This is a genomic window from Bosea sp. AS-1 (genome assembly GCF_002220095.1).
Taxonomy (GTDB): Bacteria; Pseudomonadota; Alphaproteobacteria; order Rhizobiales; family Beijerinckiaceae; genus Allobosea.
The window spans coordinates 1,763,182-1,784,268 of the sequence record NZ_CP022372.1; the positions used below are offsets into that span (position 1 = coordinate 1,763,182).

A 21,087-nucleotide genomic window follows, 5' to 3' on the forward strand; every position below is an offset into this window, starting at 1 on the left:
ACCATCCCACGATCGGATGATGCTTCGGGCCTTCGGACCCGCCAGTTTCAGACTGGGGAGCCCGGCGCTCCAAGCCTCATGGTCTCTCGATCGTTCCGGAGATTTTTATGCTGCCTTTTGCCTATTCGGCGCTGGAGGAGCGCTTCGCCACCATTCGCCCCTGGGCCAAGACCGCGATCGGGGAGGCGACGAACCGCTGCGCCATCTGCATGGGCTACACCTTGCGGCTGACGCCGTCGGAGGACGATGCGACCGTCGCCAGCCTTACGGGCGCGAAGGCCTCGTTCTCGTCGGCCCCCGCTCTGCCTGGCGCTCCGGTTCCCGTCGCCTTCGGTGGCGCCCCGCGCACGCTCAGCGCGCAGTTCTTCATCCGGGCGTCGGAATTGCTGCCGCGTGTGCTGCGCGCCTATGGGAAGCCAGACGTACAGGGTGTGTCCAACCAGGTCGCCAAGTCGGTCATCGGCAAGAAGGGCGTGCTCTATCTGGAGAACTGCTACCAGACGCCCGGCGACAAGCGGTTCTCGTTTCCCTTCCTGCAAAGGACGACCGGTGACCATTGGGACCTGTTCAACGGGGCTGCCATGGTGGCGGAGGGATTGATGATCTCGGGCAACAACCATGAGGGACAGCTTTATTTCTGGCAGGCCCGCTAGCCGGCTGGAGGCCGCCACACTCCTGAAACGGGGAGCTTGATCTCGACGGTGGAAGCGGGCTTGCTGGATCGGCAAGCGGTTCGGGAGGCCTCCTCTTCATGTCGATCGAGTTCCTGCTCACCTCGCTCATCATCGTCGCTTCGCCGGGGACCGGCGCGCTCTACACCATCGCCGCAGGGCTGACGCGGGGCCCCCGGGCAAGCGTCATCGCGGCGCTCGCCTGCACGCTCGGCATCGTGCCGCATCTGATGGCGGCGTTGATGGGGATCGCGGCGGTGCTGCATGCCAGCGCGCTCGCCTTCGCCGTCGTGAAATATGCGGGCGTCGCCTATCTGCTCTTCATGGCCTGGCAGACGCTGAAGGAACATGGCGCGCTGAAGGTCGAGACCAAGGCGGATCCCCGCTCGGCCTGGCGCATGCTGCGCGACGGCATCGCCGTCAACCTGCTCAATCCGAAGCTCTCGATCTTCTTCGTCGCCTTCCTGCCGCAGTTCATCGCAGCGGAGGAGGCCCATCCGCTGGCGCGCATGCTGGAGCTATCAGGCGTGTTCATGGCGATGACCTTCATCGTCTTCGCGCTCTACGGGCTGTTCGCGGCGGCGATGCGCGACAAGGTCGTCAGCCGCCCGGCCGTGATGGCCTGGCTGAGGCGCAGCTTCGCGGCGGCCTTCGTGGCACTCGGCGCGAAGCTCGCACTGACCGAGCGCTGACGCGGCCATGCTGCGCCAGACGATCCTCACCATCGAGACGCGCGGACCGGGGCTCTACGAGTTCACGGACCGCGCCGCGGCCTTCGCCCGCGCTGGCGGCGAGCCGGAGGGGCTGCTGACGCTGTTCGTGCGGCACACCTCCTGCTCGCTGCTGATCCAGGAGAATGCCGACCCCGACGTGCAGCGCGACCTCGACGCGTTCTTCCGCCGGCTGGTGCCGTCCGCCGATGATTCGGCGATGGGCTACCTCGTCCATCGCGCCGAGGGGCCGGACGACATGCCGGCCCATATCAAGGCTGCGCTGACGCCGGTTTCACTGTCGATCCCGGTGATGGGCGGCCGGCTCGCGCTCGGCACCTGGCAAGGCATCTACCTGTTCGAGCATCGCCAGGCGCCGCATCGGCGCGAAGTGGTGGCGCATCTCGCCGCCTGAAGCTCAGGCGGGCGGGGCGACGAGGAGCGCGACCAGCCGCCGGACAAGCGGCAGGATCAGGATCAGCGTCGGAAAGGCGACGAGCCAGGACAGCGCCCAGGAGACGGGCCAGATCCGCAGCAGCTCGCCGTTGAGGCCGAGCGCCTTCACGGTCGAGATGCCCGAGACGACGAAGGTCATCATCACGGACAGGATGAACGGCATCACGACCGCGCCATAGCGGGCCGGGAGGCGGCGGAAAATGGAATTTGACATGGGAGTGCTTTCGTAAGCGGCAGGCCATCCGATGCGCATCCTGACGGCCGGGCCGGGGAGGATGCGTTGCCTGACGTGAGACGCTTACGAACGGGCTCGGCGCCCGATAGCAGCTGCATAATCGATCGCGCTGGCGTTGCCAAGCCGGCCTACCGCCCTGCGTAGGATTCCGGCGTCGGCAGCGGTTCCCAGGCCTCACCGGCACCGACGAGACAGCTCATGCCGCCCGGTGTCGTGGCGAGCAGCGTCCAAGAGCCGGAGGGCCCGACATAGAGCTCGAACAGCACGCCGCTCTCCGCCAGTCCACCGCCGACCACACGCTCGCCATAGCTCTCGTGGAGCCGTTCGGCGACATGAGAACGTTCGGCGCAGGGAGGGCCGCGCGGGGCAGGTTGCTGCGCGAAGACGGGGGCGGCCGGAAGCACGGCGGCCAGCCCCGCGACGACCAAAAATCTGGCGAAGACGAAACCGGCATGCGTCATGGCTACCTCCCTTTCCGGGGGCGGCCGCTGGGCGGGAACTCTAGGGAAGCCTTGCGGCCGCCCTGGATGTATTTGATGTGGGAAGCCCCAGGCGCGGTTCAAGCGGGGCATGAGAAGGAAGGCGGCTTCGCAACCGGCGCAAACAAGGTTCCCCTCGGCAGGGGAGCTGGCCTATATCAGGCGGGAGGAGCGCGGAGGTTTCATGTCTTTCTTCAAATCGCTGTTCGGTGGTGGCAAGCCGGCCGAGGACAAGCCGGCCGGGCCGGTCAAGAGCATCGAGCACAATGGCTTCACCATCCATGCCACGCCCTATCAGGAAGGCGGGCAATATCAGCTCTGCGGCATCATCGAGAAGGTGATCGACGGTGAGACGAAGAGCCATCGCTTCATCCGTGCCGACCGTTTCCCGGGGCAGGCGGAGGCCGCCGATTTCACCCTGACCAAGGGCCAGCAGATCGTCGACATGGAAGGCGAGCGCATCTTCCGCTGAGTGGCGCGCCGGACCCGCTTTTCGGCCCGAAGCTATCGCGACATCCGGGCCAGCCGATCAGAAGGCGGCGGCGCCCGTGACCGCGTGCAGTTCCGCGAGCAGGGCGTTCGCTGCCCATCGCCGCCTGGGCGTGGTTTTCTCTGCCATATGGACGAGGGCGCAGAGCTTCGCATTGACGGGAGCCTCGCCGCCGAGCCGGTTGGCGAGCCTGACGATCTCGCCATTGATCCAGTCGATCTCCGTCGGGCGTCCGGCGGCGAGATCGTCCGACATCGAGGATCGCGCCGCGGGGTCGATCGCGAGCATGCGTCCGGCCAGCGGCGAGAAGGCGGCGTCGGGCAGCGCGAGCAGCGCCGGAATCCAGCCGGCAGGCAACGGCGTCAAACGCGCCGGCGCGATGCCGGCACGCCGCATGACACGCAGAGCCTCGCGCTGCGCCAGCGCGAGGCAGCGACGGTAGCTACGCTCTGACAGCTCTTCCCGCAGCGGCTTGTCAGCGAGCGCATTGATCGCGTTGTTGAGGTTGAGGAGCAGTTTTGCCCATTGGACCGGAGCCATGTCGGCATGGCGTTCGAGCGGGAGCGCGGCCTGCTGAAATGCCGACAGGTCGGGCTCGCCGGGAGGGCTTGCCTGCAAGGCAAGGGTGCCTTCGGAAGCCTGGTGAAAGTGACCTGGTGCGGGGCTGATGATGTTGAACGGCACCATCCCGTCCAGCACCGTTTGTGTCAGCCCGGCGCGCAGAACATGACCGTTTCCGACGCCATTCTGGAAGCTGAGGACCGTGGCGTCGGTGCGCAGCAGGGGCGCAAGCTCGGCCGCGGCGGCGGCCGTGCCTCCCGACTTCACAGTGAGAAGAAGGAGATCGGCATCGGCCGCGGCGGCCGGGTCGGTCGCGAAGGCGATCGCCGCGGGCGGAATGGACCAGCGGTGGCCGTTGTAATGCGAGAGCGCAAGGCCGTGCTCGCGTAGCGCCGCGCCTACCGCAGCTCGGCCGACGAACCGGATGTCGGCACCCGCGGCGAGGAGGCGCCCGCCGATATAGCAGCCGACGGAGCCGGCCCCGTAGATGCAGATCCTCGTCATGAGCGGGCGCTCCCGAGCCCGTGGCATTCTCCGCCGCTGCCGGTGAGGGTCAAGCCGGGTGAGCGCAGCGCGTCTCCGGCGCCTTGCCGGTCCGTTGCCTGGCGCGCGGCGGGGCTGTGCCGTCTGCGCTTGTGCCAGGACCGGTTGCTGCTAATCCTGCCAGCAGGCCGCATCAGAACCGGCTATCGAGGACGCATGACCCAAGGTTCCCTTCGCGCCGCCGGCCGCTACGAGCCCGATTCCCCCTATGCCTGGCTGCGGCTGGCGGTTGCGCTGGTGGTCGGCACTGTCGCCTGCGTCGGCTCCTGGTCGGTGGTCGTGGTGCTGCCGGCGATGCAGGGCGAATTCGATACGCTGCGCTCCGGCGCCTCGCTGCCCTATACCTTCGCCATGCTGGGCTTCGGCGCCGGCAATATCGTGATGGGACGCATCGCCGATCGCTACGGCATCATGGTGCCGATCGTGATGGGTGCGCTGTTGCTTGCCGCCGGTTATGTCGCCGCCGGCCTGTCCCACTCGCTCTGGCAGTTCGCGCTGGCGCACGGCTTGTTGATCGGCTTCGGTACCGGCGCTGGTTTTTCGCCGCTGATTTCCGATCTCTCGCACTGGTTCCGCAAGCATCGCGGGCTTGCCGTGGTCTGCGGCGCGTCCGGCAGCTATCTCGCCGGCGTGGTCTGGCCGCAGATCATCACCTGGGGTCTCGCCCATCATGGCTGGCGCATGACCCATTTCGGCATTGCCGTCGTCGCGCTGGTCGTGATGCTGCCGCTGGCGCCGTTCTTCCGCCGCCAGCCGGCGGCGGCGGTGCTCGCCCATGCCGACAGCCACAGCGCCGGCGCGCGCAGCGATCTCGGCCTCAGCGCCAACCAGTTGCAAGCACTGCTCTGCGTCGCCGGTTTCGCCTGCTGCGTCGCGATGGCGATGCCGCAGGTCCACATCGTCGCCTATTGCGGCGACCTCGGCTATGGGGTGGCGCGTGGCGCCGAGATGCTCTCGCTGATGATGCTGCTCGGCATCGTCAGCCGCATCGGCTCCGGTTTCGTCGCCGACCGGATCGGCGGCACTGCCACGCTGCTGCTCGGCTCGCTGATGCAGGGTGTGGCGCTCTTCCTCTATCTCTGGTTCGACGGCCTCTCGTCGCTCTACATCGTCAGCGGCCTGTTCGGTCTGTTCCAGGGCGGCATCGTGCCGATGTATGCCGTCGTCATCCGCGAATATCTACCGGCGCGGCAGGCGGGGGTGCGGATCGGGCTCGTCATGTCCGTGACCGTGCTGGGCATGGCGGTCGGCGGCTATCTCTCCGGCGTGATCTTCGATTATTTCAGCTCCTACCGCATGGCCTTCCTCAACGGGCTCGCCTGGAACCTGATCAACATCAGCATCGTCTCCTGGCTGATGCTGCGGACGCGGGCGAAACCCGAGCAGGCGGTTCAGGTCGCCGGGCGATAGGTGCCGAAGCACCAGAGGTGGCCCTCGGGGTCGCGGCAGATGAAGTCGCGGCTGCCATAAGGCTGGTCGCGCGGCTCCATGCAGATCTCGGCGCCAGCCTTGCGTGCGCGTTCGCAGCGGGCGTCGATATCGTCGGTTGCGATATAGGGCGAGGCGGTGGTGCCGCCGAGCTCTGCCGGGCGCGAGACGAGCTTGCCGAACTCGTTGCCTTCGGACGAGCCGAGCATGACGAAGCAGTCGCCCATGCGCAGCTCGCCATGGAGCAGCGTCTTGCCGTTCTCCGAATAGTGGGCGGCATGCTTCTCGAAGCCGAAGGCCTCGACCAGCCAGTCAATCATGCGCGGGCCGTCGAGATAGCGCAGCGAGATGATGATCAGCGGCTTCTGGTTGGGCATGGCCATGCTCCGACACGAGATCGCGAGGGCATTCTCGCTGATTGCGGCACGATCGGCAAAGCATCTGCCGCTTGCCGGGTGCGACGACGCCCGCCATCATCGCGCTCGGATTCCTGCTCCGGAGGCGACGAGACGACCATGAGCCAAGAAGTCGATGCACCGGAAGAACAGCCGCGCGGCGAACTCACCGTGCGCACCAGCGCCATGCCCGGGGACACCAACGCCAATGGCGACATCTTCGGCGGCTGGGTGATGTCGCGGATGGACCAGGCCGGCGGCATCGCGGGGGTCGACCGGGCGCAGGGGCGCGTCGTCACCGTTGCGGTCGAGGCCATGAGCTTCATCCGCCCGGTCAAGGTCGGCGACGTGCTCAGCGTCTATACCGAGATCGAGTCGGTCGGCCGGACTTCGATGCGCATCCATGTCGAGGCCTGGGCCAAGCGCTTCCGCACGACGCTGCATGAGAAGGTCACGGAGGCGACCTTCGCGTTCGTGGCCATCGACGAGGAAGGGAGGCCGCGGCCAGTGCCGCGTCCGGCGGAAAATCCTAACGGCTGATGAAGCCACTTGCCCGCGCGGTGATTCAAAAGAATCCACTTTAAGCGTTCTTTAAAAGCACCCGGCGATAGTGCGCCCCGACAAGACCGGAAAACCGGTCCGGGGTGAACGCATGTCCGTCCGATTTCGCCAGGCCTACCTGCCAACAGGCCCCTCCGGCCGGGCGGGCAGGGGATTCTGTGCCGAATGCGCCGCGGCGACACCTGCCGGACCAGGCCTCCGTTTCTGAAATCCTTCTCCTGTGTTGCGTGTTTCCCGGAGTACGACTTCATGACGAAAGCCAGACCCGCGCGTGAGCGCAAGCCGAGGCGGATCGGCATCGCTGCCCGGATCTACGCGGCACTGGGCACGCTGACGGCGCTGACCCTGGTTTCATCCTCGGTCGCGTGGTTTTCGTATAACCGCGTCGATGCGACGGTAGGCGATCTCGTCACCCAGAAGATGCCGGTGGTGGAGCTGGCGCTCGAGCTGTCGCAGGCGGCCACCCAGTCGACGGCGCTGGCCGCCCGCTTCAGCGAGATCGAGAACGTTCAGGAGCGCTCGGCGCTGACGGCCGATCTCGACAAGGTCGAGGGGCGGCAGATGGACCTGCTGCGGCGCATCAGCCAGCAGGGCAAGGTCGACCAGGCGAAGGCGCAGCAGGCGATCGACGGCCTCTCCCGTCAGATCAACGACATCAACGACCTGACTGGCGACCGGCTGCGCAACGCGGCCGAGCAGACCAAGGCGCTGGAGAAGCTGTCCAAGGCCCGGGAAGGTTTCACCGCACTCGCCGATTTCGAGACGGGCGACGCCCAGTTCAACGTCAAGATGAACATCGCCAGCGCGACCCAGCTCACCGGCAAGGAGGTCGAGGAGGCACTGGCCAATATCATCGACAAGGATCTGGCGGCGTTGCAGACCGCCCAGGCCCTGCAGCTTCAGATCAGCGAGATGGTCGGTCTGTTGCGCGAGATCTCGCAGATCGAGAACCGCGCCGCGCTCGACACCGGCAAGGCCCGCTTCGCCGCGACGCTCAGCCAGGTGCGCGGTTTCCTCGCGCAGGCGGAGAAGCTGCAGGCCAATCCGGCGCGCGTCGATGCGGTGAATGCCGTGATCGCGCTCGGCGAAGGCAATGACAGCCTGATCGCGATCCGCGACCGCGACCTGGCGACGCGGGCTGCGATCCAGGCCGGTCTCAAGGAGACGCAGCAAGCGGCCGACGCGGTGCGCCGCGAGGTGGGCGAGCTCGTCACCTCGGCGCGCACCGGGGCGGAAGCTGCCGGTGCCTCGACCACCACGCTGATCGAGCAGAGCCGGCTCTGGCTCGGCGGCATCGGTGCCGGCTCCCTGCTGATCGCGCTGGCGCTCGGCTTCTTCTACGTTCGGCCGATGATCGTGGGCCGCCTGAACCGGCTGTGGGCCGCGACGAAGGCGATCGCCGACGGCGCGCTCGAAACGACCGTCGATACCAAGGGCAATGACGAGATCTCGGACATCTCGAAGAGCGTGCTCCTGTTCCGCGACAACGCGGTTGCGCTGCGCGCCGCCGAGGAGGCCAAGGTCGAGGATCAGAAGCGGGCGCAGGAGCAGCGCCGCCAGATGATGCAGGAGCTGGGCGAGGCCTTCGGCGTCGTCGTGGCCGCCGCTGCCGCCGGCGATTTCACGCAGCGTGTCGCCGCGCAGTTCGCCGATGCCGAGCTCAATGCGCTGGCGGAATCGGTCAACACCCTGCTCGAGACCGTGCAGACCGGCCTGCTGGAGACCTGCGATGTGCTCGCCGAGCTCTCCGCCGGCCATCTCTCGGCCCGCATCGAGGGCATCTATCAGGGCGCCTTCGCCGAACTGAAGGACGGCACTAACGCGCTCGCCGACGAGTTCGAGGGCACGCTGGCGCGCCTCTCCGAGACCGTCTCGGCCGTACGCAGCGCCACCAGCGAGATCCTCGACGGCGTCACGGATCTCGCCGAGCGGACCAGCGAGGAGAGCAACGCCGTCTCGATGGCGACGAACCAGCTCGGCGCCTTCGCCGGCACGGTGAAGAAGACCGCGAGCGAGGCGGCGCAGGCGACCGGTATGGCGCAGGGCGCCGAGGAGCGTGCGCAGCAGGGCGAGAAGGTCGTCGCCTCCGCGCTGGAAGCGATGCAGCGCATCCGCCAGTCGTCCAGCAAGATCTCCGAGGTCATCGCGATGATCGACGAGATCGCCTTCCAGACCAATCTGCTGGCGCTCAACGCCGCGGTCGAGGCGGCGCGCGCCGGCGACGCCGGCAAGGGTTTCGCCGTGGTCGCGACCGAGGTGCGCAGCCTCGCCAAGCGCTCGGCCGATGCCTCCAACGACGTCAAGAAGCTGGTCGAGGCGGCGCATGGCGATGTCCGGGTCGGCGTCGGGCTGGTTGAGGAGACCTCGGCGATGTTCGGCGCGATCATGGGTTCGGTGAACGAATTGACCAAGCTGATGAATGGCATCGCCCAGACGGCGAAGAGCCAGGCCAGCGACGTCTCGACGATCAACACCGAGATCGACGGCATCGGCACCATGGCGCATCAGAATGCGGCGCTGGTGGAAGAGACGAACGCCGCGCTGGCGCTCACCGACGAGCAGACGCGCGCCCTGACCGAGCACATCGCCCGCTTCCAGTTCCGGGAAGGGCATGCCGGCGGCCATGGCGGGAAGCAGGCCTTCTCCGAAGCGGCCTGACGCAACTCCGATTTTAGACTGAACGAAGAGGCCCTGCGGTCATGCCGCGGGGCCTCTTTCCGTTTCGGATCGGAGTTTCGCGACGCTTGCCTGCCGGGGGATGGCGATGCTAGGCGAGGGGCGGGCCGGTAGCTCAATGGTTAGAGCTCGCTGCTCATAACAGCGCCGGTGCCGGTTCGAGTCCGGCCCGGCCCACCACTTCCGAACAGAACTGCGAACCGGCCCTCGGCCGGCGGCGTGGCTGCGCAAGTTCTTCTCGAAATTGTCGTTCTTGCCGATAACGCGGATGTTCCCAGGCTCGACTACGATGGCGTCGACGATGGCGCTGAGCCAGGCCTTGCGTCCTTCGATCGGCCCATCGGAGAGACGCTCGACGAGCGCCCGGCGGAAGGTTTCCACAATTTGAGAATCGAGAGCGGGTTGTTCGACCATAGTAGCCTTGGCGCGCTCGAGTGCGGCCGAGGCGAGGTCCCGCTTCTCCCGTAAGCTCCTCACACGGCTCTGAAGTGAAGGTTCGGTGGGATCGAGGATACTGGCTTCTATCGCGGCATAGACGTTTTGCAGCGCTTTCTCCGCCTCTGCGGCTTCCCGCTGCAGCTGAGCGATGCGCACGATGACCGATTGCTGTTTCGAGGCCTTGCGCTCATGCAGGGCAGCCAGAATGCCGGCGAGGCGATCCGGCGTGGTCAGCCATTGCACCAGCTCGCTCATGACGCGGGCTTCTGCCAAACCTCGCCCTACCGGCTTGTTCCTGCACGCTCCGGCCCCTTTGTTGATGGAGCCGGCGCATTTGTAATAGTAGTAGATCTTGCCATGACGCCCGGTGCCGCTGGACGGCGACATGGCCCTCTTGCAGCATCCGCAGTGGATCAGCCCGCCGAAGAGAGACGGGGCGCTGTCCAAACGGGGACCCCGGCGACTCGGTTGCCGCTCGCCCAGCTGAGCCTGCACGGCGTCGTAGGCTTCGCTATCGATGATCGCAGGCACCTTGTAATCGACGATCTCGCGATCAGGGTTCTGATTGCCATGCTTGTCGAAGACGTTCCAGGAACCGTCGCCGGCATAGGCTTTGCGAAGCAGCATCTCGTGAATGGTGCTGTGATAGAATTCGCCACCCCTGCGGGTGCGATATCCGGCAGCATTGAGGTACTGGACGATGTTGCGCACACCCATAGGGCCCGACGAGCCGTCGCCTTCGAGCGCGAGACGAAAGACGAGACGGACGATGTCCGCTTCGACGGGGTCGATCTCGAGCTTACGCTTTGTTGTCCGGCCGATCGTTTCGGCCGCGACGGAGCGATAACCGAACGGGGCGGTCCCTCCGTTCGAAAAGCCGAGTCTGGCGGTCGCGGACATGCCCCGCATGGTGCCGACATGAGCGTCATGGGATTTGAGTTCGTTCGCGAATCCCAGTGCCAGTCGCATCAGTTTGCCGCCATCGCGCGCAACGATGTTCTCGGTCATGGAGCGCGTGGCGATGCCGTGCGATTTGAGATCGAGCACGGTCCGCTCCTGGTCCAGGAGATTGCGGAACGCCCTCGATATCGAGTGCACCAGGACGGCGTCGATGGAGCGCGTCCCGTCCAGGCAGCGTGCCAGCATCTTCTGGAATTCGGGGCGCTGCAGAGAACTCGCGCTTTCCCCGGCATCGCAATAGAGCCCGACCACCGTCCAGCCCTGACGTTCGCAATGGTCGCGCATCTGGAGCTCCTGCTCCTCGAGCGAGAGCCGGTTCTCGGCCTGCTTGTCGGTGGAAACGCGAATATAGAGCACGACCCGGTCGGGGCCGCTCGGAGCGTCTTCTGAAGCAGTGCGTCGGCGGCGGGCCATGTTCGATCCTATCGGGTGTTCAGGGCATCTAATGTCGAATTCGCCGGGATAAAGCCTTGTTATGGGGTTAGATCATCGGCCGAGTACCTGCATGACGATGTCGCCGAAATACTGCTCGAGCGCGTCGAGCTCCTCCGTGCCGATGAAGCCGGCGTCTATCTTTTCGAGGATGATCTCCCGATCGGGGAGGGCCTCCCCAGCGATGAATGCGGGGGACAGCGAAGGGCGGCCGCCTGAACCTCTGGTCCGGACCTCCTTTCTCCGTCCTTTTTCACCCCGCTTGCCCACGTCCGCCGCTCCTGTCGAGGAGCGGGAGGCTGGCTGTTCGGCATCGCCGCCGACATGAATCTAATTGGGACCGGGCACTTCTCGCGACGTCAGGGTGCGAGAGGGGGCAAGCGAAAGGTCCTGCTCTCCCCCGGCCTGTCGCACAGGACCAGACTGCCGGTGAAAGCGGCGAGACCGTAGGTCTGATCGATCTGCGCACAAATCCATTCGATCGCGTCATGGACCAGGATGGTGTTGGGGAAGAGCAGAACCCTCCACCACCGCCGGATATTCGGATCGGTGCGATGGGCGAGAAAATATCGCACCAGATCCCCGGTAATTACGGCTGGCTCCCCGCGTGACAGCCGTCCGGCGAACACGGCGAGATCGAACACGCGATGGTAGTCGATCGTCGCCGGGGCGCCGTGATAGCACTGCCAGATGCGGGACGCGTTGATGCCGCTGCCAAAGGAAAACTGCGTCATCTCCGTGATAGAGAGACGCGGCAAGCGGTCCAGCACATCGCGAGAGATGGTCTCATCTGTCCGGCGCTTGTTTTTGTTGACCTCGACGAATGTCGTCCGCATGCCTTCTGCGGTCGCCTGAGCGGCATTTCGTGCTCGGCCGACGAGGTCGATGGCGGTGACATGGGACGAAACTAGAGCCCGCAGGCCATCGGCGTCATTCACCGCTGCGAGCCGTGCGGCTTTCATCGGAACCAGATAGCCCTGATAGGCCGGATGGTATCCTGCGTGACGCTGGCGGACAGACCGGCGCCCCTTCGTCAGTAACGTGCCGATAGAGGAGGGGCCCGGTGCTGCCGAATTCAGCACTTCTCCGAGAGTCCGTGGGGCTGCTTTGCGGTTCTTGTCGGCCTGCTGGCGCGCCTCGACGGCCTTGAGCGCCTTCACGACGCATTCCAGATCGGCGATCAGACAGGCCTGGACGTCGTCAAGCTCGTTCTCGAGCTTGGTCCTCGGTCTCTTGCCCGATCCGCCGCCGGCATAAGGATCCGGACTGGCTCGATCCGGCGGTTGGAAGTGGACCTTGACGAAATGCTCGACCTGGCCGGTTCTTCGCAGAAAATCCGGCGCTAGCCGAGGGATGGTTCCCCAGAACTCCAGTACGCCCATGACGCAACTCCACACACGAATCACACGCTGGATTCTACACGACGTTGGGATGAGCACGGAGATGCCTGCCGTTGCCGCTACGTTCGAGCGAGATCGTTTCAATTTGACCGAATATTCGGGCTCGATCTTCAGCGCTGCTCGGGATGCTCCTACTGAAGACTTGGGAGAGGCCGGCACGCATGACACAGTCGAAGGCAGGGGCCGGCCAGGGCCCCTTCAGTGCTCATGAACTTAAGGGGCGGGATTTCGCGCCGCTGCAGTTCATCGTCGATGGTCTCATTCCTCCGGGGCTGACGGTGCTGGCCGGCGCGCCGAAGGTGGGCAAGAGCTGGCTAAGCCTCGACATCGCGCTGTCGGTCGCGAGAGGCACCGCCGTTCTCGACGAAAATGCTCATCGCTGCGCGAAGGGCGCGGTTTTGTACCTTGCTCTTGAGGACAACGACCGGCGTCTTCGCGGCCGGCTCGAGCAGATGCTTGGGACCGGCCCAGCCTGGCCGGCCAACCTGTTTTTTGAGACGGGGCCGATGGGGATGGATTTCGACGGGCTCGGGCGACTGGACCGGTGGGTCGCGGCGACCGAGGGTGCTCGCCTGATCGTCATCGACGTCTTCCAGAAATTTCGCCCGATCGGCTCGCAGGCCGGCTATCAGCAGGATTATCGCGATCTGACCAAACTGCATGATCTCGCGCGCGACCGGCAGATCGGCATCATCCTGGTTCATCACCTGCGCAAATCCGGGGGCGGGGACCCGTTCGAGCGGATCACGGGCTCAGCCGGATTCCTCGGCGTGCCCGACACGAACATTGTCTTGGACAAGGGCCGTGGCGGCACGCGGCTTCTCGCCCAGGGACGCGATATCGAGGAAATCTCGCGCGAGATTGCGTTCGATCCTCTCGCGCGCGTCTGGCGCCTGGCCAAGCCGCGTGCGGTCGACAGGCATCCCGAACGGGACCGCATTCGCTCGATTCTGCAGGCAAGTCCGTCGCCTTTGGGCGCCATCGCGATTGCGGCCCAGACCGGCCAAACCGTCAATGCCGTCAGCAAGATGTTGGGCGAGATGTTCGGCAACGGTGAGGTCGTCAAGGCGGGGTGGGGATTATACGCCGATCCGGCACGGCTGGACGCAGCCAACGGTGGTGGGGATGCTCATGGCGCTCAGAACACTCCGAATGCTCAGAACGGTCAGAAGCCTCAGGATCGTCCGCGGTCGTCCTCGCCGAACGACTACAAGCGGATGATGGAGCGCGAGCGGAGGGAGAGGCTACGCCACTCGGGTCGCTGAGGAGCGCCTGGAGTACTGGCTACGGTCACGCCAGTTGCCGGGCGGGCGAGCGATCTTACCCATGACCCAGTCATGGATGATGCGTTCGAGGATGATGAGGAGCCTGTCGGAATCCTCGCCATCGGGACGGAAGATGTAGAGTTCCTCAGCCTTGTCGATGCGCGTGGTGCGACCGAAGCGGTAGTTCGTCCAGCGCTGCTGCTCCTCGGGCACGAGGCCGAGCGTGGCGCAGTGCTCACGCCCGGCCGGCGTCAGGAGGAAGCCGTTGAGGCTGGCGTTTCGCATCCGGTGATGCAGCAGCTTCTCGAAGACGCGTTTGCTCAGGTCGTGGGGGCGGCGCAGCGCGAAGAGGTGGCCGTCGAGGCTGACCGGCGAACCGGGGAGGGGCTCGCGGCGCGGCAGGAACTGCTGGAACGTCCAGTCCTGGAAGCCCGGCTCCCGTTCGTAGCCACCGGGTTTCAGGACATGGGAGGCGTAGCGCATCCGGTTCAGAGCGCCGAGCCTGCGGCGCGGATCGGCGAGCTCGGTCGCCGAGAGCTTGTAGATCGGCATGTGCAGGCTGTCGGCGACGCTCTTGAGACCGCTCGCCAGATCGGGCCTGTCGAAGTCGGCGCCGCAGCAGGCGAGATAGGGATAGATCCAGAGGCCGGGCTGATAGCGTTCGAGGAAGGCCGGGTCGGTGAAGGCGGTGTCGGGGAGCGGGCGGATGCCCGGGCCGCCGATCCGCGGCCACTGGGTCTTGAGGTAGCAGGTGACGGCAGCGGCGCTGCCGATGGGTTGGATCCTGCGGAGGGGCAGCATGGGCGGGCCCGGCATGGTGGTCGTCGTCATCGTCCTGGTCGTCTTCCTACCGTATTCTGTCATCCGAGGTTTCCCGGGGGGCATTCCCGTTCTCACCCTCGTTTCCCTTCGCCTCTCCGCTTTGGCCGGATGAACCCGATCGGCTCCCTCGCGCCCTGCTTGTCGGTAATGGCCTCCGCAGCAGTGACATCGGCGACGGTCAGATGCCGCCTCCCGTCTTGGGCGGCGAAGCCGAGCGCGAGGGTGACGAGCCGGCGGGTGCCGCGCGGGTTGGTGCCGGCGAGCCGCGCCAGGACGGCTTCGTCCGGTTGGGCGAAGGCATCGCCGTGGGCGGCGATGATCTCGGCGGCGATGCGGCCCGCGATCGCGCGCAGCATGGCGCCGTCGGGCGGCGTGATCGTCACGATCAGGAACCGGTCCTGGATGAAGCTTGGCAGCGCATCGAGATCGTTCGCCGTCGCCAGGACGAGGCAGCGCGAGAGATCGAACGGCACGCGCAGATATTCGTCGACGAGGGCGCAGGCGTTTTCCGGCTCGAGCAGGTTCAGAAGCGCGTTGTAGGGCTTTTCGCTCGAATGGGTCATGAACTTGTCGACCTCGTCGAGAACGATGAGCGGATTGCCGGTTTCTCCACCCAGGACCGCCTCGGTGAGCACGCCCATCCTTGCGCCGCGCCAGGTCGGCGGATGGCCGATGAGGAGGGCCTGTGCATCGGAGTTGGTCGCGCAGCTGAAGGTATGCTGCTCAACGCCGAGTGCGGCGGCGAGCCGGCGGCTGAAGTGGGTCTTGCCCAGGCCTGGCGGGCCGACGAGCAGGGTCGGCGGGAAGGCGATGCCGGTGCCGGCGATGGCGGAGAGTGCGGCGGCCCGTTCGACCAGGGCGATGACCTCCACAAAGCCAGGACACTCCTCGCGCAGCCGGCCGAGACGATCACGCGTACTGTCTTCGGCGACGACGAGGCGACGCAGCGCTTCCTCGTGCAGGAGCGTGCGCAATTGCTCCAGCCGCGTCTGCTCGTCGCTGGAGGCGGAGGGCGGGGACGGCCCACCCTCGACGAAGTCATCGCCAGGACGGGCGAGCCTGATCTGCACGAGCAGGGCGGCTCTGTCGAAGATCGCAACCGAGGGCCCGATCGGCGCGCCGGCCGGGGCCGGTTCATCGCGGGCAGGCTCAGCCTGCAGCTCGGGCATCCTCTGATCCGGACGCTGGTCCCGCAGATGATCGAGCAGGAACTGCAGGTTGAGCATGCGCCGGTGCTCGAGGAATTCGGCAGCGGGGGATGATATGTTCGTCATCACAACGCTCACAGCTCGACGCCGCCGAGAACGGTCACGAAGCGCCCGCTCTGCTTGGCGATGCGGCGCCCGACACTGAGCGCGATCTCGACCAGGGCCCGCATCGCGTTGGGGTCACCGGCACGCTCGGTGATCAGCCGCTCGACCTCCATCTTCACGATCAGATCGTCGGAACTGCGGGCTGGCCAGAGCCCGATCCGGCAGAGGCGTGCATAGGCGAGGATGAGGGCGCCGCGCCGGGCGCCGTACCAGAACGGAGATGGAGGCTCGGCCTGCGACCAAGCCTCGATGCTCGAGAGCAGGGTCCTCGTCTCGTCGAGCAGGAGAGCGAGATCAGGCGGATCGTCGAACCAGGTTTCCAGCGCCAGTCCATGTTCGAGATGATAGACGTCGGGGCCGCTGCCATCGCCGGCGCCCGGCTGCGGCAGCACGGCACCGCTGAAGCGCTGGGCGGCCTCCTCCATTCCAGGCGGAATGCACGATCCAATCACGAGACGCGGATGGCTGTCGGCGAAGGATCTCCGCAGCGCGCGCTCGATTAGCTTGGCATCATGGACACCGTCACCCTTGCGATACTGCTCGCCTCGCTCCTTCGCGAGCATGGCCCTGGCGAAGTGGTCCTCGGGCGAGCCCGGCGGGACGAGCAGCATCGCGATCTCGCCGGCATGCGCGAGGAGCGCGAGCGCATTGCCGATGTTGATCATGTACTCCAACGCCGAGGGATCTGCTTCGGCGAGGGTCAGGAAGCGCTGATAATCGCGGGCGTGGACGATTGCGCGGCCACGCAGGTCGAGGAGCGGCGGGAGCCGTTCGAGCAAGGTGGCGTGACGCTCAAGTTCGTCGGACATCTCCGGCAGAAGAGCGTCGAGCGCGGCGAGCTCGTCGATGACGGGCACGCTGTCGGTCGTGAAGACGAGGTCGCGCAGGGTCGGTGCGGTGGTATCGGTCATGGTCTTGAACCTGTTTCCCTGGGGTCGGCTCTTCCGCCCCTTCGCCTCTTCCCCTGTCGTCATGCCGAAAGGCGCGCCGGGGAGGCGCGCCCTTTCCGTTTTCGGGATTGGTATCTGGTACGATCAGGCGGGATCGCTGACCGTCTTGCCGAGATCGACGGCCCATTCGATCGCGGCGCGCATGGGATCGGGATCACGGGCGCGCGGCGCGATCAGGTCGAGGGTGGCTCGCTTGATGGCGAGGTCGTCGTCGTCGAGTGCCCGGCACACGCCGATCCGGGCAAGCCGAGAATAGGCGAGAAGCTCCGCCCCCCGGATGGCATCATCGAGAAGCGAAGAATCCGCAATCTTGCCCTGGAGGCGCCGCCAGACATCAACCTGCCGCAGCAGCGTGCGTGCACCGTCGAAGGCGTCGGCGAGGTCGACCGGCGTCGCGAGCCAAAGCTGCAGCGACCGGGCCATCGCGGCTGGATATACCGCCGGCTCGCCCGCCGCGGCGCTGAGGCAGTGTTCGGCCCGGATCTTCGGCAGCCTGGCCGGCCTCATCCCGTCCTCGCTGAGCGCGACGAAGTCGCCGCCGCACATCCGGCTGACGCGACAGGCGAGGTCAGGCTCGCCCGAACGGCGGGCCTGATGGCGCAAGGCGCGCCGCAGATCGGCGCGTGCGCGATAATCCCCATCGCCGCGCGGCGCGATCAGCATCGTCGCGATATTGCCCGCGTTGATCAGGATCGCCCAGGCCCGGACAGCATCGGATTTGAGGTCGTCGACCGTGACGGTGCCGTCGCGGAGGGCCGACAGGAGGTCCTCGATCTGCGCGGCATGAAAGCAGGCTCGCGCCCGGATCGGCAGCAACGACGGACGCTCGCGCCAAACGGAAGCGCACCGCCGAAGAAGAGATTGATCCTCGTCGCCAAGGAACTCGAGAGCCTCGAGTTCGTCGATAATGCCGACGAGCGGGGCGTCGGCAGCGGCCGAACGCCAGGCCGCTGCGATGTCGGCGGTTTTGCTGATTTTCACGGGAATGCTCTTTCATGAGGGGTGATCTGCTCTCTGCAGCGCCCTTCCTCCTGTCCCTCTTCCCCATTTGCCTGGACCAAACGCGAAAGGGGCGGCACCGCGCGGCGCCACCCCTTCCTCGGAAGACCTATGGTGTGGTCGCCTCGAACTGGCCTAGACGATCGGGATCCAGTCCGGCTCAGCCACGACCGTGGCGGTGGGGCGCCAGCCATGGGCCGGCCAGGCGGCTTCCGTGACGAGATGCCGGATAGCCGCCTGCATGTGCGCGGGATCGCCGCGGCTGGCGCGCGCGTTGATGACGGTGACGAGCCGTTCCTTCGCCTGCGCTTCCGGCGAGTGCTTCAGCGCCGGCCAGATCGCGATCTGCGCCGCGGCCATGTAGGCCAGGATGAGCGCGCCCTCGCAGGCCCAGCGGAGATCGCGCGCGCCATCTTCCGCCTGCCGCGCCAGGACCCGCAGGCGATCGGCAATCGCGAACATCTGCTCGACCCGTGCAAGCCGGCCCTCGAAGGACGGCTGCGCTTTCAGGAACAGGCCCCAACGGGCGACCTCCCGGGGCGAGAGCAGGATGTCTCCGGCCGAGGGCGGGGTCAGATCGGCGAGATCGAAGTGCCGGATCGGCCAGTGCGCCAGGCCCCGATCCCCCTGGGACGGGGCGGCGGGCCCCGGCGGCACCATCAGCGGATCGACCGCATAGGCTGCGCGCTGAATCCGGATCCGGGTCGCGCCCGTGACATCGAGCATAGCGGCCTCGCCACGCTCGGCATCGTCACCGTGGAGAACGCTGGCCTCTGCCAGCGCCATTTTGGCGTGCGCGTCGTGAACGGTGTCGCAGGGCCAGATCGCCACGATCGCGCTGCAGGAGAGCCCGGCGATGGCGAGCGCGACCCAGGCCCGGTTGTGCGGATCGGGGTGATGGCTGCCGGGCAGCAGCCTCCCGGCCTCATCGCCACAGCGCTTCGCGTCGATCGCGACAGCCTGAAGGTCAGGCGTGCTGCGCCGGAATGCGATCAGCTCCGCGACCGACGGATCGTCACTGATGCTCCCCGCGATCGCTGCCAGAGGATCACGGATGAGCTCGGCCGGACCATCCTGGCCACCATTTGCATTGTCGTGCGGCGCCAGCGGGCCGCGAGAATCGTTCCTGGTCATGTCTTGCTTTCCATGTGGGTCATAGCCCTGTCGGCTACGCCCTCGTCCGGCCTCTGGAATCGCGAAAGGGCACCGCGGTCCGCGGCGCCCTCCCGGCATGCTCCGAGCCTGATCCAGTCCGGATCAGAGCGGCTTGAACCGATCGGCCGTCTCCTGTTGCATGCGACGAAGCTCTCCGAGGCGATCGGCTGCCACGCCAGCGAAGATCACGATGTCCCGCAGCCGTTGTTCGACGAGGCGCAGCGACTGCTCCTCGTTCCGGCGCCGGACGGTTTGGTCCCCGGCCGTGACCGCGTCGATCAGGCAGGACCGCGCTAGATCGGCCGCCGCCAGCAGGTTCGCGCCGTGGCAGGCGCGCTGAAGCCGGTCGAGACGCTCGGGATCGAGATCGGCATCCTCCTCGATCGTCCGCGCGAAGCGGTTGGCGTCGTCGAGCTGCAAGGCCGCGCGCTCGACCAGGATCGCAGGCGAGGCCTGTTCGCGCAGGAAGGCCATCAGGCTGAGACCCTGCTCCAGGCCGAGGACAGTCGGGCGGCCATCACGCGTATCGTCCAGAGCGGGCACCGTCGCTGCATGGAATACCGTCTCGACCGCGGCGGGTTCGCCGATCTCGCCATAGACGAAGGCCTTACGAGCGATCTCCGCGAAGCCGGTATCGCCACCGACCGCCGCGATGACATCGCCGAGGACGCGTTGACGCGCGGCGAAGTCGGCCGGCAGGCGCGGTGGCGTGAGCGCGACGGTGATCATCGCGGCATTGTTGAGCAGCAGGAGCGCGACCAGCATGTCGAAGAAGTACGCGACCTGCGCCCTTTCGGACGTGCCGGCGAGCGCGAGGAAGCGGGTGATCTCGACAGCGTGGCCGATGGCGCGCTCGGTCATCTCGCCGACCGGGAAGGTCTCCGCGGCGAAGCTGGCGTAGCCCTTCTCCGCGCCCGCCGACAGCGACAGGCGGTCGGTGAAGGCGGAGAGGTCGTCGGTGACGCGTCGTAGCGGCAGCTCGAGCGCGATGTCGGCAAGCGAGGGCGTGGTGGTGGTCTTCATGTCAGTCGTCCCAGTTCCTTGGGGGTGACAGCCACGTGGCTGCGCGTTCCCTCGGTCCTGGAATCGAGAAAGGCGTCCGATCCCGGACGCCTCCCTCATGCTCTTCTCTTTGGCGTCCGGTCAGACCAGCTCGTTCCAGTCGAAGACGAGACGATCACGGGCGTCGTACGGCAGCGTCTTGATCCACGCCGCCTCGGCCGCGGCGTGCCGGACTGCCGACTGCATCGCCGGAGGGTCGCCAGCCTCGCCGCGCCTGTTGATCAGCGCGACGACCTGCTTCTTGGTTGCAAGCGCGTCCCTGTTGTGGACAGGCCAGATCATGACCTGGCAGGCGGCGAGGTATCCCATCAGCCGGGCGCCCTCGGCAGCCACCGTCAACTCTCTGGCGTTGGCAGGACCGCGCCCGGCGAGTTCGAGCAGGCGGTCACAGGTCTCGAACATTTTTGCCGCGCGCTGCAGAAGCGCATCGAGGTCGGGCGCGGATCGGGCGAAGCGGGACCATTCGAGCACCTGCCGGTCGGCGAAGGCAGGCGGTCCGCCGCGTCTCGGCAGATGCTCGACCAGGTCGAAGCGCTCCAGCGGCCAGGATGCGAGGCCACGATCATCCGACTGCGGCGCAGCCGGCGCCGGCGGCAGGATCAGCGACGGCACCGCGAAGGCGCCACGCCGCCAGCGGATCCGCCGGGCGGTGTTCGCGTCCATGCTGCTATCGAAGTCCTTCTCGCGCTTGTGCAACTGCACGCCGGTCCTCGCATCGAGCGCGAGCTTTGCTTCTGCCGCGTCGAGATCGTCGGCCGGCCAGAGCGCGACAAGCGCAATCAGGCTGATGCTCATGATCTCGAGCCCACCGCAGACGGCCTCGCCGACATCGTCGCCGCTCTCGCGCGAGAGCCAAACCCTGAACTCCTCCGAATGCAGGTTCTTGGCGTTCCGCGCTGCATTTTTGAGATCGAGCTGCTGGCGCCGGAAGGCGACCAGCTCGGCCACGCTCGGACCATCCCCGGCGGCAGTCTCCATCGCCACCGTGATGGGATCGTGCAGGGCGGTCTCCGCCTGCTCGTCGATCGCCTTGCTCGCGCGCGGGGCGAGCGAGCGGCCGCCCTCATTCATCTTCGTCATCTTCCG

General features: G+C 66.6%; 21 protein-coding genes, 1 tRNA gene and 1 pseudogene. 9 read left to right on the top strand and 14 right to left on the bottom strand.

The genetic code is table 11. The annotated features are described in order from the left end of the window. Window positions 1-107 precede the first annotated feature (107 nt). The 3 genes from CE453_RS10020 to CE453_RS10030 all read left to right on the top strand — a co-directional run bounded on the left by CE453_RS10020 (window position 108) and on the right by CE453_RS10030 (window position 1,796). Window positions 108-653: a T6SS effector amidase Tae4 family protein gene (locus CE453_RS10020; RefSeq protein WP_089174459.1), complete on the top strand. Its 546-nt coding sequence runs from the start codon at window positions 108-110 to the stop codon at window positions 651-653. A gap of 98 nt (window positions 654-751) precedes the next feature. Next, window positions 752-1,363 (top strand): LysE family translocator, encoded by a 612-nt coding sequence (locus CE453_RS10025; protein ID WP_089174460.1) that lies wholly within the window; start codon window positions 752-754, stop codon window positions 1,361-1,363. Window positions 1,364-1,373: 10 nt separating this feature from the next. Continuing rightward, on the top strand, window positions 1,374-1,796 hold the full coding sequence (locus CE453_RS10030; RefSeq protein WP_089177813.1) for a secondary thiamine-phosphate synthase enzyme YjbQ: 423 nt from the start codon (window positions 1,374-1,376) through the stop codon (window positions 1,794-1,796). 3 nt (window positions 1,797-1,799) lie between these two features. Here the strand turns inward: CE453_RS10030 and CE453_RS10035 are convergent, their stop codons facing one another. After that, a complete protein-coding gene (locus CE453_RS10035; protein ID WP_089174461.1) occupies window positions 1,800-2,051 on the bottom strand; it encodes a DUF2798 domain-containing protein in 252 nt (83 codons plus the stop codon). A gap of 149 nt (window positions 2,052-2,200) precedes the next feature. After that, window positions 2,201-2,533 (bottom strand): hypothetical protein, encoded by a 333-nt coding sequence (locus CE453_RS10040; protein ID WP_089174462.1) that lies wholly within the window; start codon window positions 2,531-2,533, stop codon window positions 2,201-2,203. Between the two features lie 202 nt (window positions 2,534-2,735). Between CE453_RS10040 and CE453_RS10045 the strand changes: the two genes are divergently transcribed. Next, window positions 2,736-3,023, top strand: coding sequence for an HlyU family transcriptional regulator (locus tag CE453_RS10045; RefSeq protein WP_089174463.1), 288 nt, complete (start codon window positions 2,736-2,738; stop codon window positions 3,021-3,023). Between the two features lie 57 nt (window positions 3,024-3,080). Here CE453_RS10045 and CE453_RS10050 read toward each other — a convergent pair whose 3' ends face one another. Beyond that, window positions 3,081-4,106: a 2-dehydropantoate 2-reductase gene (locus tag CE453_RS10050; RefSeq protein WP_089174464.1), complete on the bottom strand. Its 1,026-nt coding sequence runs from the start codon at window positions 4,104-4,106 to the stop codon at window positions 3,081-3,083. Window positions 4,107-4,301: 195 nt separating this feature from the next. Here CE453_RS10050 and CE453_RS10055 point away from each other — a divergent pair, with 195 nt between their 5' ends. Next, window positions 4,302-5,555, top strand: a complete 1,254-nt coding sequence (locus CE453_RS10055) for an MFS transporter (RefSeq protein WP_089174465.1) — start codon at window positions 4,302-4,304, stop codon at window positions 5,553-5,555. On the opposite strand, the gene CE453_RS10060 is transcribed toward CE453_RS10055, so the two are convergent. Then, entirely contained in the window at window positions 5,537-5,950 is a 414-nt protein-coding gene (locus CE453_RS10060; protein WP_089177814.1) for a VOC family protein, read from the bottom strand. The genes CE453_RS10055 and CE453_RS10060 overlap by 19 nt on opposite strands. Before the next feature lie 138 nt (window positions 5,951-6,088). Between CE453_RS10060 and CE453_RS10065 the strand changes: the two genes are divergently transcribed. The 3 genes from CE453_RS10065 to CE453_RS10075 all read left to right on the top strand — a co-directional run bounded on the left by CE453_RS10065 (window position 6,089) and on the right by CE453_RS10075 (window position 9,385). Further along, window positions 6,089-6,508, top strand: a complete 420-nt coding sequence (locus CE453_RS10065) for an acyl-CoA thioesterase (RefSeq protein WP_089174466.1) — start codon at window positions 6,089-6,091, stop codon at window positions 6,506-6,508. A 270-nt stretch (window positions 6,509-6,778) separates the two neighbouring features. Then, window positions 6,779-9,187 (top strand): methyl-accepting chemotaxis protein, encoded by a 2,409-nt coding sequence (locus CE453_RS10070; RefSeq protein WP_198302307.1) that lies wholly within the window; start codon window positions 6,779-6,781, stop codon window positions 9,185-9,187. 122 nt (window positions 9,188-9,309) lie between these two features. Further along, window positions 9,310-9,385 (top strand) — tRNA-Ile (locus CE453_RS10075). Window positions 9,386-9,898: 513 nt separating this feature from the next. Here the strand turns inward: CE453_RS10075 and CE453_RS29615 are convergent. The 3 genes and pseudogenes from CE453_RS29615 to CE453_RS10100 form a co-directional block, all read right to left on the bottom strand. After that, window positions 9,899-11,017 (bottom strand): annotated as a pseudogene (locus CE453_RS29615) (recombinase family protein); the annotation flags it as partial. Window positions 11,018-11,089: 72 nt separating this feature from the next. Next, complete coding sequence (locus CE453_RS10095) at window positions 11,090-11,305, bottom strand: hypothetical protein (RefSeq protein WP_089174469.1); 216 nt, start codon at window positions 11,303-11,305, stop codon at window positions 11,090-11,092. An 89-nt stretch (window positions 11,306-11,394) separates the two neighbouring features. Next, window positions 11,395-12,417 carry a hypothetical protein gene (locus CE453_RS10100; RefSeq protein ID WP_089174470.1) on the bottom strand — a complete coding sequence of 341 codons (1,023 nt, stop codon included), beginning with the start codon at window positions 12,415-12,417 and terminating at the stop codon, window positions 11,395-11,397. A 179-nt stretch (window positions 12,418-12,596) separates the two neighbouring features. Here CE453_RS10100 and CE453_RS10105 point away from each other — a divergent pair, with 179 nt between their 5' ends. Further along, window positions 12,597-13,700, top strand: a complete 1,104-nt coding sequence (locus CE453_RS10105; protein ID WP_157732976.1) for an AAA family ATPase — start codon at window positions 12,597-12,599, stop codon at window positions 13,698-13,700. Here the strand turns inward: CE453_RS10105 and CE453_RS10110 are convergent. The 7 genes from CE453_RS10110 to CE453_RS10140 all read right to left on the bottom strand — a co-directional run bounded on the left by CE453_RS10110 (window position 13,680) and on the right by CE453_RS10140 (window position 21,081). After that, on the bottom strand, window positions 13,680-14,531 hold the full coding sequence (locus CE453_RS10110) for a hypothetical protein (protein ID WP_089174472.1): 852 nt from the start codon (window positions 14,529-14,531) through the stop codon (window positions 13,680-13,682). The two genes, CE453_RS10105 and CE453_RS10110, sit on opposite strands and share 21 nt — an antisense overlap. 62 nt (window positions 14,532-14,593) lie before the next feature. After that, a complete protein-coding gene (locus CE453_RS10115; RefSeq protein ID WP_089174473.1) occupies window positions 14,594-15,796 on the bottom strand; it encodes an AAA family ATPase in 1,203 nt (400 codons plus the stop codon). An 8-nt stretch (window positions 15,797-15,804) separates the two neighbouring features. Further along, the gene (locus CE453_RS10120; protein WP_089174474.1) at window positions 15,805-16,746 is read right to left on the bottom strand and encodes a hypothetical protein; all 942 of its coding nucleotides are present in this window, start codon (window positions 16,744-16,746) and stop codon (window positions 15,805-15,807) included. A 123-nt stretch (window positions 16,747-16,869) separates the two neighbouring features. Continuing rightward, the gene (locus CE453_RS10125; protein ID WP_089174475.1) at window positions 16,870-17,766 is read right to left on the bottom strand and encodes a hypothetical protein; all 897 of its coding nucleotides are present in this window, start codon (window positions 17,764-17,766) and stop codon (window positions 16,870-16,872) included. Window positions 17,767-17,919: 153 nt separating this feature from the next. Then, window positions 17,920-18,918: a hypothetical protein gene (locus tag CE453_RS10130; protein WP_089174476.1), complete on the bottom strand. Its 999-nt coding sequence runs from the start codon at window positions 18,916-18,918 to the stop codon at window positions 17,920-17,922. 123 nt (window positions 18,919-19,041) lie between these two features. Next, the gene (locus CE453_RS10135) at window positions 19,042-19,962 is read right to left on the bottom strand and encodes a hypothetical protein (RefSeq protein WP_089174477.1); all 921 of its coding nucleotides are present in this window, start codon (window positions 19,960-19,962) and stop codon (window positions 19,042-19,044) included. A gap of 120 nt (window positions 19,963-20,082) precedes the next feature. Then, entirely contained in the window at window positions 20,083-21,081 is a 999-nt protein-coding gene (locus tag CE453_RS10140) for a hypothetical protein (protein WP_089174478.1), read from the bottom strand. Window positions 21,082-21,087 lie beyond the last annotated feature (6 nt).